6 protein-coding genes, 1 pseudogene and 3 CRISPR repeat arrays are annotated in these 13781 nt (G+C 69.9%); all 7 genes and pseudogenes read right to left on the bottom strand.

The window, feature by feature from the left end; all coding sequences use genetic code 11:
• Nucleotides 1–51: 51 nt before the first annotated feature.
• The 7 genes and pseudogenes from cas1e to cas3 all read right to left on the bottom strand — a co-directional run bounded on the left by cas1e (nt 52) and on the right by cas3 (nt 9667).
• Nucleotides 52–1045: pseudogene (gene cas1e / locus OG965_RS41025) on the bottom strand (type I-E CRISPR-associated endonuclease Cas1e).
• An 80-nt stretch (nt 1046–1125) separates the two neighbouring features.
• A complete protein-coding gene (locus OG965_RS41020) occupies nt 1126–1863 on the bottom strand; it encodes a type I-E CRISPR-associated protein Cas6/Cse3/CasE (protein WP_371657235.1) in 738 nt (245 codons plus the stop codon).
• The gene (cas5e, locus tag OG965_RS41015) at nt 1860–2741 is read right to left on the bottom strand and encodes a type I-E CRISPR-associated protein Cas5/CasD (RefSeq protein WP_371657234.1); all 882 of its coding nucleotides are present in this window, start codon (nt 2739–2741) and stop codon (nt 1860–1862) included. Before cas5e ends, OG965_RS41020 begins: the two co-directional genes overlap by 4 nt.
• A complete protein-coding gene (gene cas7e / locus OG965_RS41010) occupies nt 2738–3910 on the bottom strand; it encodes a type I-E CRISPR-associated protein Cas7/Cse4/CasC (RefSeq protein WP_371657233.1) in 1173 nt (390 codons plus the stop codon). Before cas7e ends, cas5e begins: the two co-directional genes overlap by 4 nt.
• Before the next feature lie 51 nt (nt 3911–3961).
• Nucleotides 3962–4678 (bottom strand): type I-E CRISPR-associated protein Cse2/CasB, encoded by a 717-nt coding sequence (gene casB, locus OG965_RS41005; RefSeq protein WP_371657232.1) that lies wholly within the window; start codon nt 4676–4678, stop codon nt 3962–3964.
• Nucleotides 4679–4768: 90 nt separating this feature from the next.
• A complete protein-coding gene (gene casA, locus OG965_RS41000) occupies nt 4769–6496 on the bottom strand; it encodes a type I-E CRISPR-associated protein Cse1/CasA (RefSeq protein ID WP_371657231.1) in 1728 nt (575 codons plus the stop codon).
• A gap of 258 nt (nt 6497–6754) precedes the next feature.
• Nucleotides 6755–9667: a CRISPR-associated helicase Cas3' gene (gene cas3, locus OG965_RS40995; protein WP_371657230.1), complete on the bottom strand. Its 2913-nt coding sequence runs from the start codon at nt 9665–9667 to the stop codon at nt 6755–6757.
• A gap of 228 nt (nt 9668–9895) precedes the next feature.
• Nucleotides 9896–10414: a CRISPR direct-repeat array (repeat unit 25 nt; unit sequence CGGTTCACCCCCGCCTGCGCGGGGA).
• Between the two features lie 268 nt (nt 10415–10682).
• Nucleotides 10683–11138: direct repeats of the CRISPR family, unit length 29 nt; unit sequence CGGTTCACCCCCGCCTGCGCGGGGATCAG.
• Nucleotides 11139–12619: 1481 nt separating this feature from the next.
• A CRISPR array of direct repeats spans nt 12620–13745; the repeat unit is 29 nt; unit sequence CGGTTCACCCCCGCCTGCGCGGGGACCAC.
• Nucleotides 13746–13781: the final 36 nt, after the last annotated feature.

The raw sequence follows: 13781 nt of genomic DNA, 5'->3' as shown, positions 1-13781 counted from the left end.
CCTTCCCTCTCAGGACAGGTTGGGCTGTTGCCGATGCCCAGCTACCGGGACTCACAGTGATCCCCCTGTCGGCCTGTCCGGCTCGTTCGACGCTCCTGGGGGTTCAGGAGACGCAACAAACGATGCGTCTGCGGTCCTTGCATAGTTGACTCCTGCAGGAACTGAACCGGCTTCCGGATCCCAGAGATTGACAAGGTCAACTTCGTGGCCGTCCGGGACGGGGCGGCTTTCATCGGGAGCGAGGAGTGACTGTACGTCGGCGACGATTCTCGGCAGGAGTTTGTACAGGCGCAGTCCTTCGCGGAAGCTGCGTCGGGCCATGGCTTCGGGGTGGGGCGAGTCATGCAGCGAGAAGGCGAGCGGGATGGTGAGTTCTGCTTTGTACAGGTCAGCGATGTCGTACACCAGGGCGTGCTGCTTGCCTTGGTGGACGAAGCCGAGGGCGGGTGAGCATCCGAGGGCGACGAGGGCTGCGTGCACGATGCCGTACAGGCAGGTGTTGGCGGAGGACAGGGCCAGGTTGACGGGGTCCTGGTCGTCCCAGGCGGCGGGGTCGTAGTTGCGGCGGAAGCGGCCGATGCGGTGCTGCTGGGCGAGGAGGCGGTAGAGGGTCTTGACGCGCTGTCCTTCCAGGCCGCGGAGTGTGTTGAGGGGCGTGGAGGCGGGGACGGGGGTGTCGAATCGTTTGAGGTACATGTTCCGGGCGACGTCCAGACGGCGTTCGGGATCGGACCATTGGTGGACTTGGTGTTCGAGCCCAGCGGGTGGTGAGGGCGTCGGAGGTGGTGGTGGAGTAGCAGCGGACGCCGCCGGAACCGCTGCAGACCACGGTGGTGCCGTGGCGGGCGAAGGTTGCCAGTGCTGGCTGGGTGATGGAGGTTCCGGGACCCAGGAGTACACAGGAGAGTGCTGCGGTGGGCAGATAGACGCGGGTGGTCTCGCCTTCCACGGTGGTGGTTTCGGCGCAGACGCCGGTGTCGTCCTGGACGATGCGGACCACGTCCGCGTACAGAAAGGAGAGGGAGTCGCCGACGCGGGGCAGCATGGCGAGGGTGGGTGCGGCGATGCGGCGGCGTGCCGTTGTGTGGTCGTGTGGCGGGTTGGAATTGGCCATGGTGTGCGGTGTCATCCGTGAGGGTGGTGGGGGGCGAGGCTGAGGAGTCCGCATCCGTAGGACTTGCTGCGGCCGATGCCGTGCAGCAGGGCTTCCTGGGCCGTTTGGGGGTCGTGGATGGTGGCTGTGCCCTGGAAGAGGGTGGCCTGATGGGGTACCACCACCTTGTGGGGTGGTGGTGCGGTGGTGGCGGGGAGCGGGGCTGTCGGCCGGCTGGGGTGGGGGGTGGTGTTCTGGGGGTGGCGGGTGGTGAGGGTTTCGGCGGGTTCGGCGAGGAGGGTGTTCAGGGTGAGTCCGGCGGCGGTGGCGCGTTCGCTCCACCACTGGGCTGCGTCGTCGCCGTGGAGGGCGATGGCTTGCTTGAAACGGCCTGCGGTGCTGTTGCGGCCGCATCGGCGCACGGTGTTGCCCAGGATGCGGTAGCAGACGCTCAGGCCGGGGCGCAGGGCGCTGAAGAGGGCGTGCATTTCGCGGACTTGGGTGTGTCCGTAGCCGTGCGGGAGTCGGCTGGCGTCGGGGGCGATGCGGCTTTGGACGAGGAGGGTGGGGGCGGCGTCGGTGTCGAGGCGGAAGAGGAGCCCTGCGTGGGCACGCGGGCTGGCGCCGAGGTGGTGCGGCAGCAGCGTCATGACCCGGCGATGCAGCGCGTCCGCGTGCGCGAGGTCGTACTGGACGGCGCGGCTGGCGGGGTTGAGGCTGATGTGGGTGAGCCAGGCCTGGGTGGTGGCGGGGGGTGCTGTGGGTGTCATGGGGTGCTCGTTTCGTGCGGTGCGGGTGAGTTGCCGGGGTGCAGGTAGGTGATGAGGGCCTGGAGGTAGTCCAGGCCGTAGCCCTGGCACAAGGTGGCGGGCAGAGGGTAGTGGGCAGAGTAGGCGGGCCTGCTGCGGTAGACGCGGTCGTGTACGCGAAGGCGTACGGGATCGTCGTTGAGGGTGGTGGTGGACGATCTGGTGGTGAGGGTGGGGGCGAGGCCGGGGGGCAGGGGGGTGTCTGCCGTGAACCGTACGGAGACGGTGGCAGGACCTTGCGGGGGGCCGGCGGTGGTGTCGTGGCGGGCGTCGGGGGCGGGGCGGGCCAGCGGCACCTTGGTCAACTCGGTGACGGGGTCGGGGACGTCGCTGCGCAGGAGCAGCTGGGGGTTGGGCGGGCAGGAGCGGCGGCCGAGGTGGAGTGGCCAGTGCGGGGCGCTCAGCGCGCGGGCGCAGGCAGCGGCGAGGTCCGGGTCGCCTGGGGCGGTGACAGCGATGGTGAAGACGGCGTCGGCCAGGTAGGTGCGCTGGGAGACGATGGTGGCGAATGCGGCTGCCCTGCGGGTGCCTTTGGCAGTGGGGACGGTGCGGTGGACGGGGTAGCCGCCTCCGACGGTGTGGAAGTCGCGCAGGCGGGTTCCGGGGCGGTCGCAGCGCACCACGAAGCGCAGATGGCTCAGCCGGGTGAAGGCGATGGGCAGTTGGCTGTCTGCTGGGGTATCGGCGACGGCATGGGCGCGGGGGATGCCGAGGGCGGATGCGATCATGCCGATGAGTCCGGACCGGGTGGGGTGGGAGACGGTGTCGCGGTCGGTGAAGGCGCTGTGTTCCCCCCATGCCTGCAGGGGGCCGCCCAGTTGCAGCAGGAACCCGCTCATGAGGCCGTGTCTTCGCTGGTGGCGTAGGCGGCGTCGAGGGCCTGGTCGACGAGTTCGGTGTAGGACTGCACGTGAGTGCCCAGTCCTGTCAGTGGATCCTCGTTGATGCCTGCGTGGGCGTGGTGAGCCACGGCGGTCGTTCCCAGTAGCTGTGTCAGACGGCTGGCGTAGGTGGCAAGGGCGTCGCGGGAGGGCTGGCCCCAGCCTTCCCGAGTGGCCTGGACTGGCTTTTCGAACGCCGAGGCCAGTGAGACGGGCCGGTCCGTGCGCACGGCGAGGTGGACGAGGTCGGGGATGCTGTGCGGGGCGGTGGAGGTCTTCTTCGCGCTGGGCATGCTGTGGATGAAGGCATGGACGAAGGCGGTGGCCAGGGTGCGGGCCAGAGCGGCGTCGGCGAGATTGCGCGTGAGGTCGTCGAGGTCGAGGGTGGCGTAGCGGTAGAAGACACCGCTGCTGTATTCGCTGGTGTTCATGTGGGCGCTGCCCGCGTCGGTGGCCCATTGGTCGATGTCGTCGACGGCGGTGAAGAAGTCGGCCTGGACCGAGGTGCTGTGGGTGGTGAAGGCGTGGGCGACTTGGACGGCTCCGTCGACGCCCGCGCCGGGGATTTCGGCGAGCATGCGGCCGAAGAGGGCGATCGAGCCGTTGCGGGAGCGCAGGACCTCGTGGATGTCGTCCTTGGGGAGCAGGGGCTTGGCTGCCGCTTTGGTTCCCAGGGCCGCTTCCAGCTGATCACGGTGCTTTTCGGCGATGCCGGCCAGGATCTCGGCGGCGGTGTCGGGCAGGAAGAGCAGGGATGTGGTGGTCCGGTCGCCGTTGTCCAGGCCGAGTTTGGAGTCGGTGGAGCGGATGATCTGGGCGCCGGCGAGCTCGGCGAGGTCGGTGGGCCACTGCCGCGCTGTGAGGATCTTGGCGATCTGCACGGGCAGGCGCCGGGTGCGCTGCGCCTGATGCCCGATCTGTGCTTCCACGGCCAGCCGGGTGGGGCGCTTCCACGCCTGGCTGGAGACGCGGGTGCGGGTGGTGCCGCCGAAGGTGACCGTTTTGGGTGAGCCGAGGTCGTCGCGGTTGACGTTGCTGAAGGGCAGGGTCTGCAGGATGTGGATGTCGACGAAACGCGGCCGGCCCAGGCCGGGCAGGGCTGTCGTGGGGGCGTCGTGTGTGCTCATCGCGGGTTCCTCAGTCTGTGCGGTGGTGAGATGCAGCGGGACGGGGCACGGTTACGGCCGGGGTTCGCGGGCGCGGCGCAGGGTGCGGTAGTAGTCCTCCAGCCATCGAGTGGCGATCGCCTCCCGCGCGTAGGGCCAGCGGCCCAGGTCGTGCAGGAGCCGGCCGTAGTCGACCGGTGTGCCCGCGGAGCCGAGGTGGCGCAGCACGCCGGGCAGCATGCGGTGCAGGCCGTCGGTGTCCTGACGCACAATCAGGTGCAGGCGCGCCTCGGCGCCGTCTTCCTTGATGGCCTCCGGGCCGTGCCGGGTCACGGCCTGGGCCAGGCTGGCCCCCAGGCTGGCCCCCCACGCCGTGGGCGGGGCGCCGGGAGTGGGCACGGGTTCGGTGGTGGCGGACGGCTGCGCAGGCTGCTCGTGTGCCGGCTCCCCCAGGTCTGCAGGCGCAGCGGTGTCAGTGTCGGTCTGGCGCTCGGCGCGTGGGCGTGCGGCGATCAGGGCGGCCACTGCGTAGTAGGCGCGCTTTTTGGCTCCGCGGGCCGAGTCGGGGATCAGGCCGCCCCGCAGCAGCGCCGCGTGAGTGCGGGCAGGTACTTCGTCCACGGGTTTGGCCAGCGCGCGGCGGAGCGCCTGCTGGGTGCCGGGGCTGGCGCAGGCAGCACGGACGTTGGTGACGAAGGTGTCGCAGTCGGCGAGGGCTGGCGCACGCGGTTGCGGTGCGGGCCTGTGGTCGGTCGCTGGCTGGGGAGGCTGGTCGTCACTCAGGCTCATCGGCGAGTCCTTAACTGTTCAGTGTCCACAACAGGGCATGCGGTGGCCCGAGAGGGCCCACGTCCATGCCGCACTGCATGGCAGTCGGGATCATCGGTCACGGCCGTGGTCCAGCAGCGTGCGTACCAGGCCTCGCGCCGACTCACGCGCTCGGGCGCCGCGCGGCTGCGCTGCCACCGAGGCGGTGGTGTCGTCATACACGTGCAGGGCGATCTCACCGAACAAGCGGACGACGGCGGTGAAGTCTGCGCCCTCCATCAGGTTCCAGAAGAGTTCCTCGGCGGCCGGCCAGTATGCGGCCAGCGCCCGGTCCGGCCACGGCCCCGTGCTCTTGGTTTTCTTAGCTCCGCCGCCCGTTGCGGGCTGGGCGGAGGTCATCACCTGCTGGGTGGGGTGCTCCTGGGTGAAGGGGGTGGTGTAGGTGCGCCACGCGCTGCGCAGCGCCGTCGACAGATGCCAGGCTGCTTTCTCGGCTGCTTCGCGCGCCTGTTTGGCCCCGTGTGCCAACGCCGTGTCCGTGTCGCTGTCGCTGGTGTTCAGCAGAGCGAACAGGCGGGGGGTCGTGGCGCTGAAGTAGGTCCGGTCCCGTGTCTGACCGTCCTGGTCGAAGCCGTAGGCCACCACGCGCAGCTCCCGGAACACGGCAGGTGGCAGCTGGTCGCCGCCCAACCCGTCGAAGATCAGTGGCCTTCGGCCGCTATCCCCGCGGCGCAGCAGCACCAGTGCGTCGAGGTCACGCCACAAGGCCCGCTCTGCCGCCGCGTCGCGGGGATAGATCTGCCCGTCCTTGCGTTCGTCCCAGATCAGGTAGGGGTCACGGTGTGCGGGCCGGTTGTGCCGCAGGCCCCAGGTGATGGTGGCGTCGACCACGCCCTGTCCGTCCTCGGACGGCTGGAGCAGGACCGCGTGCTGGTACTGCTCGGTCAGCAGGGACAACAGGCCCGCCGCCGACTCGGGCGGGGCCAAGGGGTCGGGAGGCACCTCCCGCTCCCAAGGGCAGCCATCCACCATCCCGCCCTCGGCCTGGGGCCAGGTGCCGGGTTCGGGAATACCCAGCACCAGGGTCTCGAACAGGGACCGGCCCAGGGGATGGCACGACAGGACCCGCCGCAGCGGCCCCGCCATGGTGTTGCCGTAGCGCTGCCCGTCGACAGTGCGCGGTGTGCACTGCCCCGACGGCCCGTAATACAACTGGGCGATCAGATGCAGCACCGCCTCACCCGGGGCGAGCGCGACCTGGTCAGCGTCGGTGAAGTGCCCGAAGAACACTTGGTTGTTGCCCGCCGGACGGGCAAGTACCAGCTTGTTCACCCCCGAGGAGGTAGAGCACTCCTGGTCTAGCCGGGGATCCTGGAGGAAGGGACGCTGCGGATCAAAAAGACGCAGGCCGACAGCATGGGTGTCGAAGTAGCGCTTGACCGCGTCGGGTTCGAAGCCGCAGGAGTCCTCCAGCAGGGCATAGCGGCGATCGAGCCAATCGCTGCTGTCGGTTGCCTCGTGCAGGCCCGTGATCCGTGCGGCCATCGCGCACAGCATGCGCATCAGGCCCGATGCTGCGGGAGGAATCGCCACCGCAAGGCCGTCGAACCGGTGTGCGTCAAGGAAGAGTTCGAGCAGGCCGACGCGCCGGGTGGACTCTCCGGCGAACACCGGCGCCCACGGCCGTAAGGCCAGGGGGAAGGGATCTGGGACACCGTCATCGGGAGGCATACGAGCCAACACCTCGATCATGAAACGGGAATGCGGAACGTTCAGGCCGGCGCGCGGATCCTCCGGAGTCCGCGAGAGCGGGCGGGGACCGTCGTACCCTGAGGTCATCTCTCCGCAGCGTTCGGCGGAGGTGAACCAGTGACCGGGTGAGCTGGGAAGTTCCTACTCAGCCCGTCCCCGCGCAGGCGGGGGTCGAGCAGCCCCGCCCACCTGGCATGGCTTGCCAGGCAGGCGGGCTGCCTCCGGAGTACGTCCCGACGCTATGCCCAACTCCCTTGATCGTGCCGCGTTTTCCCGAAGGTGACAGGTTGCGCTGCACCGAAGGTGACAGGTTGCGCTGACCAGCTCCTGCCGCCGCTCCACGGGCTACGCATCCCGCTGCAGGACCAGCCCCAGGTCGCGGTGGCAAGTGATCTCGTCGCCCCCCAGCCTGGCCCCCAGCAGCGTGCCACCGGGTTCCATGCGGTGGGGAAGCAGGATGAGCCGGGCCAGGCGCGGCTCGTCACGCCAGGAGACGGGCGGTGCGTGCTCCGGACCGCATGCGGCACGCCAGCGTCCGTGCGCCAGCGGCGCCACGTAGCCGAGCAGGGTACGCACGTCCCCCGTGGTGAAGCGGCCGTTGGGGCCGCTCCCGGCGATGGGGAACTCCACGGTGCACTCCTGGTCCAGCCACCGCTCCTGCCCATCGTCGAACACCGGCAGGACCTGCACGGACTCCACCCCAAGACGCGTACGCACCAGGTCCTCGTCGGCATTGCTGGTGGTCAGGGTATGCAGCGACGAGACCTTGTGCGGGGCGGGCAGCATGACCATGTCCGCCAGCGCCCTGCGGGCCATGCCGTCGGCCAGGCGCTTCCAGTCACGCTCGAACAGCTGCTCTGGGGAACTGGAGGCGAACTCCTCCGCGTACACCGCGTCGATGAGCTCTTGCACATCGCCCGGAACAGCCACGGCAGTCCCCTTGCGCTGCTCCAGGAGTTCCAGCGTGCGCTGCAGCAAGGACGGATCATAGACATCCCCCCACGCCTTGGGCACCGCCAGTTTCCGATCGCCTGCGACGGGTGCCAGCACCACGAGACGAGGACGATGCGCCCAGGCCGGACGCCAAGGCTGCGGAGCGTGGTGACGCCAGACGCGGCCCGCTCGCTGCAGCAGCATGGCCATGGGAGCCAGGTCGCACACCACCAAGTCAAAATCAATGTCGAGTGACTGCTCGATGATCTGGGTGGCGACCAGCACCGCCCCGCGCGGACCCTGGGGGCGGCGCACGTGCGGCTTGTCCGTGCGGCCGAACCACGCCTCCACCTCTGCCGTGAGCTCAGAGCGGCGCCCGGCGGGGAAGCGCGCGTGCAGCAGCCGCAGCCGGGGGCCCGCCTGCGCGTCGCCGAGCGAGCGGTCCCCCACCGACGCGTCGTCCCAGCCTGCATACCCCTCGCCGAAACGTGTCCGAAAATGCGCACGCAGCGCCTGATAGGTCTGCTGCGCCTCGGCGACCGTCGTACAGATGACCGCGACACAGCCGCCACCGGCCACCACGCCCTCGATCACCTCCAGGAGGGCAACGAGCCGGCCCTCCTGGAGGGACGGATCGTAGGTGTGGGTGACGTGCCGGACGTCGACGTGCAGCTCGCGCTCTCGCTCGCTGCGCACCGGCTGCGCGGGTTCGATGACACGCCCGCTGAGGGAAGCGAACAGCCAGCCGGGATAGGCGGGGCTGGGCACCTCGCGTCGTACCGCGCGCGGATCCGCGCCCGTCAGGTAGGCCTGCACCAGTCCGCGCGCGGTCTGGCCGGTGAGAGTCGCCGACAACAGCACCACCGGCACCCTCATCGCCCCCAGCCACTCCAGCAACCGCAGCAGCAAAGCGTGCGTATAGGCGTCGAAGGCATGCGCCTCGTCGACGACCACCGTCTTGCCCGAAAGCCCCAGGTGGCGCAGGGCATTGCGCCTGAGCGGCAGCACCGCCATCAGGGCCTGGTCGATCGTGGCGACAGCCAGCGGCGCGAGGATGCCCCGTCCCCGCCGTCGCAGCCACCGGCTGGCTTCGACCGAGACTCCCTCATCCCCGCCTGCCCCCTCGGGCTCGGACAGCACGCGCGGCTCGCTACCGCCCTGGCCCGCATCGCCGTACGGTTCATACAAGTCGGCAGCGCCGTGCAGAAGGGTCAACGCCGCCGGTTCCAGCAAGGTGCCCGACGCGAAAGCGGCCATGCGCCCGTACATCTGGTTGGCCGTGGCCTGCGTGGGCAAGGCAAAAAACAACCCGCTCGTTCCACACGCCGCGCTCAGCAACGACGCCGCATAAAACGCCGTCTCGGTCTTCCCCTCCCCCGTCGGCGCCGTCACCAGCAAAATCCCCGGGCCGTCAATCGCCCCGGACAGCCCGGCCTCCACACTCTTCTGCAAACCGTACGGACGCGCGATCTCCGGAAACAGCTCAGCGAAGGTGCCGCGTCGCAGGGCCGCCCGCCCCAGGCCGGCTTCCTCCAACAAGACCGGCGCCGAGCCCACCAGAGCGCGCGCATGGGCAGCCAGTGATGCACGGGATCCCACATCCGCCCGGCCGGCAAGGCACTTCTGCTGGCGGAGGATGACATGTTCCTGGCTGGCGATCCAGTCCGAGACGATCACCATGCCGGCGATGACCACAGCCACCTCCACCGGCAACGCCCCGCAGGCGGGTACCGCGGGCCGGCCCAGCACCTCGTGCAGCGCCGCCGCATGCTCCCACCGCTGCCCCTCCCACGCGCCAGCCCCCAGCTCCCGTGTCACGCTCAGCGGGTCCTGCAGATCACGCAGCTCAATCCCCTGCGGGTAACGGCCGTGATGCCCGCCCAGCACCTGCGGCACCTGCGCGAGCAGCAGCCGCGCGAGCCGCCCGCCCGACTGCGGATATCCCAGCCGTGCCAGCAGCTGCGGCAAGGCGCGGTGGGTGGCGTACTCATGCCGCACAGCCCCCGAACCACCCCCGGACAGCACGCCGTTCGCATACGCCGCCTCGTCGAGGAAGCCGCAGGCAGCCGGCCTGGTCCGAGCCGCGAGCCGCTGGAAACCCGGCGTGATCTTCCCCAGATCGTGCAGACCCGCCCAGAACATCACCACGCCACGGGCCTGTTCCGGCCCGAGCTTCAGCGCCTCGGCGATGCGACGCTGCTGGGCGGCCGAGAGCACCGAATCCCACACCGTCCCGCACACCACCGCCGTGTCCACCAGATGCCCTACCAACGGATACGGCATGGGCAGCCCATCAGACTTTCCCCATAAGCGTGTATCGACCATCACTCCCCCACCCGAGCCCAGCAGCAGGGCAGTACTCCACCACACGCCACTGACAACGCCACAACACACCAGGCCAGACCCCCGGCCTCACAACAGGCCATGCCCCCAGGGATGTTGACGAGAACACCGGCCGCTTCCCCCACACAGCCGCTCACCGCAATCCCGCCCCGAACCACTACCGCCTGCCGTTACCACAACACCGCCAAAGCGCCCGCGCCTGGCCCGACCCGGCTCACCCCCACCTGCGCGGGGAGCAGCCCTGGGCGACCTTGGTCCAGTCCGTAACGCCCGGTTCACCCCCGCCTGCGCGGGGAGCGGGGGAAAGTGGGCCGCCATGACGCTAAAGCCGCCGGTTCACCCCCGCCTGCGCGGGGAGCGGATGTGGTCGGCCGGCGCCGACGCGGTCGCGTTCGGTTCACCCCCGCCTGCACGGGGAGCGGAAGTTCTTCGGCGCGTTGAACCGCGGGTTCGTCGGTTCACCCCCCGCCTGCGCGGGGACCACTACGACGTGGGATTCGGACGATAAAGCGGATCCGGTTCACCCCCGCCTGCGCGGGGACCACTGGTACCCGGCCGACTCGACCATGTACAGGCCCGGTTCACCCCCGCCTGCGCGGGGAGCGGCCCTCCTGGGGCAGGCTTTTCGCCCAGTGCGGCGGTTCACCCCCGCCTGCGCGGGGAGCGGGGCGTGCGTACTCGCGGCCGGTCACAGGATCACCGGTTCACCCCCGCCTGCGCGGGGAGCGGGGCTTCCTGACCTGCGAGGCTAAAGACCCTTTGCAAGTTCTTGACGCGTGCCACTAGGGACCACTGGAATCTCCTCACTCACTGACGAACTGCACCGAGGCTCCAGCATTTTAGACAGGAAGTCTCGCGAGCCCAGCCGACCGCTCACCAACGGCGGATACCTGTAGAGAGGCAAAAGGGGCGCGAGGGTGCCGGCGAATGTGAGCTCAACAGCACAGCCCAGGCGCCCGGGATCAGCACCGCGTCCACAACGCCTGCTCTGCCACGTTCGGTTCACCCCGCCTGCGCGGGGATCAGGTCCTGGTCACCAATTCCGTGGATTTCCTGGGCGGTTCACCCCCGCCTGCGCGGGGATCAGAGGGCTCGCCAGTCCGCCGCGGTCCCGCCGGCCGGTTCACCCCCGCCTGCGCGGGGATCAGAGGAGGTAGAGGTTGCGGGCGCGCTCGGCGGTCGGTTCACCCCCGCCTGCGCGGGGATCAGTCCACGTGCCCGTGTAGGACATGTCAGACCTGCGGTTCACCCCCGCCTGCGCGGGGATCAGGCCCGCGCCGCCGTAGATGCACATCATCGCCCTGGTTCACCCCCGCCTGCGCGGGGATCAGGCGCCCGAGGCCTGCGCGCCTGCGATGATCCCCGGTTCACCCCCGCCTGCGCGGGGATCAGCTCCTCCGCCGCGCGGTCCCGGGCGACTCGCCCGGTTCACCCCCGCCTGCGCGGGGATCAGGCTTCCTGAGCTGCTACATCAAGACCGCTTTGCCGTTTCTTGGCCAGCAAGTCCCGGATCGAACATCTCCCCCCTCACTCCACGGCTCCCACCATCTCACCCATCACCGCTGACGTCAGAACATCGCCAACAGCCTCCGCTCCAACGGCGCTCAGCACCGCCAGCACTCGACACCTCCCCACCAGCCGTACGGGCCAAGCCCGACCAAGCTGCTCGCACGTGCCTCACAGTGGGGCGGTATTGCAGGAGAGTGCGCAAAAGATCACGGGATCGATGCGAGATGGCTGCCGCGACCAACGCTTCAACGGTGAGGACCAGACCTCGCTGTAGACGACGCCCCCGGTGCACACCACGGTAACGAAATACAAGATGCACATCTCCCGGCTCCGGTACTGCCGCAGCCGGGGGCCCGCCATGCCGCCGAAGAGCCCCCGCCGGCCTCAGGGTCGACGGCGAAGACCCGCGGTTGAACGGCCCAGCGGGGGCCAGGATCACCTGCCAAAAAGTCCATACGGCTACCCGTGCCGGGGAGCGTTGCCGAGCGGGTACCGAAGACACCGTACGGCCAGCCGGCGCGGGAGCTCCGCCGGACGCGATGCAGAGCGTGGCCTGGAAATCCTTCTCACCGCGCAGGCACCAGCCATGCTGCACCCCGCCGTCCCCCGACTTCACGCCAGTGTCGGCGCTGCCCCTGGCAGAGGCTTTCGGCTCCGAACCGATACCTGCTCCCCTCGACAGTCTCAACACCAGCCTGTGACGGGATGTTGGTCACCGCACCCGCGTCTCCTCGCTGCGCCGGATGGCTGTTTCCTGCCTCACAGGAACCCAGCAGTAGTGGCGCTGCGGCGGGTTGGCGTGCGCGGGCGGGGTGGCGGGTTCAGTCTGTGGGGATGGAGTGGCGAGTGCCTGGAGGGCCTCCGCATGGACCGATACAGCGGCCCGACGGCGAGGACGGGCAGCCGAGGAGCAGGCGGATCCGGCCGTGGCTGACGCATACAGCAGCGGCCGCGGTGGGGCTGCTGATCGGAGCGTTGGCCGGCTCGGTCGGGCACTCCTCCTCCGACGGGGGCGCCTCCCCCACGGTGACAGCCACGCGCACCGAGACCGCCGCGCTGCCGCCGACGGCAGCTCCGCCACGCTCCGAGGACACAGGCCACGCGAAGGCCGGGCAGATCCCGGGTGACGGCATTTCCCTCATCGGGCGGGACATCCGGCCCGGCACCTACCACAGCGAGGGCCCCCAGGGCGACCCCATCACCTACTACACCTGGGCCCGACTGAACAAGACCAGCGGCGAGGGCAAAGACGTGATCAGCGCCGACGCATCCAAAGGAGCCGAGACCGTCACCATCGCAGCCACCAACAAAGCCTTCCGCACCAACGGCTGCAAGACATGGAAAAAACCAACTGACGCGCATACTCCGACCGTTCAAGCCCAAGAACCTCACGCCCACGCCCCCGCCACCAACCAGTACGCTTCCCCCTTCACCCCCGCCTGCGCGGGGACCAGGGGGTTGTGGTGCAGGGCAGCGTCCATGTGGCCGCTTCACCCCCGCCTGCGCGGGGAGCGGTGAGCCGTGTAGACCCGGGGGTCGATCCGGTTCGGTTCACCCCCGCCTGCGCGGGGACCACAGCACCGCGCCCGCGACCGCGCTGATCGCGTTCGGTTCACCCCCGCCTGCGCGGGGACCACGGGCGCGGCCGTACTCCAACACCCACAGGACGCGGTTCACCCCCGCCTGCGCGGGGACCACCAGGACGTAGGACAGGAATCCGTGGATATCCGCGGTTCACCCCCGCCTGCGCGGGGACCACCCGGAAGCCACGGCCACGAGGACCGTCGCGGCCGGTTCACCCCCGCCTGCGCGGGGACCACAGTGCCGTTGCAGTGCCGTTGACGGAACTGTCCGGTTCACCCCCGCCTGCGCGGGGACCACCCCTTCGGCATGTCGATCACTCCAACTGCCGCCGGTTCACCCCCGCCTGCGCGGGGACCACGCGCCCGGGATTGGCGGAGATCCGGTCGATCTCGGTTCACCCCCGCCTGCGCGGGGACCACGGTCATGAGGTCGCCTCCGGGGTTCCGTACTGCGGTTCACCCCCGCCTGCGCGGGGACCACCATGACCGAGGCGCCGGCACTCAGGTCCAGGGCGGTTCACCCCCGCCTGCGCGGGGACCACACGTCGCGCAGCGCAGTGACCTCATCCATCGACGGTTCACCCCCGCCTGCGCGGGGACCACCCCCCGTCCTCGGTGAGGACGAACCCGGCGGTCGGTTCACCCCCGCCTGCGCGGGGACCACTCGCACATGGGTCTGATGGCGCTGGCGCGGAACGGTTCACCCCCGCCTGCGCGGGACCACGCCTGCTCGCACGGATCGCAATGCCACGGAGTCGGTTCACCCCCGCCTGCGCGGGGACCACGTGCAGCTGAAGCTCTTCATCTTCGGCGTACGCGGTTCACCCCCGCCTGCGCGGGGACCACTGGTGGTAGCAGCGGGTGCCCTTGAGTCCGGCCGGTTCACCCCCGCCTGCGCGGGGACCACGCTCTGGTAGTTCAGGATGCGCGGGTGGACGATGGTTCACCCCCGCCTGCGCGGGGACCACAGCCCCCTCGTCGGCTACGGCGGCTCCATGTTCGGT

Origin of the sequence: Streptomyces sp. NBC_00224 (assembly GCF_041435195.1) — a bacterium.
In the GTDB taxonomy this organism is placed as follows: domain Bacteria; phylum Actinomycetota; class Actinomycetes; order Streptomycetales; family Streptomycetaceae; genus Streptomyces.
Note: the sequence above shows the minus strand (reverse complement) of the source record. Positions and strands in the feature narration are given on the sequence as shown.

Bases quoted from the DNA above. Each gene is read 5' to 3' on its own strand.
- cas5e (WP_371657234.1), bottom strand. From the start codon at position 2,741: ATGAGCGGGTTCCTGCTGCAACTGGGCGGCCCCCTGCAGGCATGGGGG.
- casA (WP_371657231.1), bottom strand. From the start codon at position 6,496: ATGACCTCAGGGTACGACGGTCCCCGCCCGCTCTCGCGGACTCCGGAG.
- cas3 (WP_371657230.1), bottom strand. From the start codon at position 9,667: ATGGTCGATACACGCTTATGGGGAAAGTCTGATGGGCTGCCCATGCCG.
- OG965_RS41020 (WP_371657235.1), bottom strand. From the start codon at position 1,863: ATGACACCCACAGCACCCCCCGCCACCACCCAGGCCTGGCTCACCCAC.
- cas7e (WP_371657233.1), bottom strand. From the start codon at position 3,910: ATGAGCACACACGACGCCCCCACGACAGCCCTGCCCGGCCTGGGCCGG.
- casB (WP_371657232.1), bottom strand. From the start codon at position 4,678: ATGAGCCTGAGTGACGACCAGCCTCCCCAGCCAGCGACCGACCACAGG.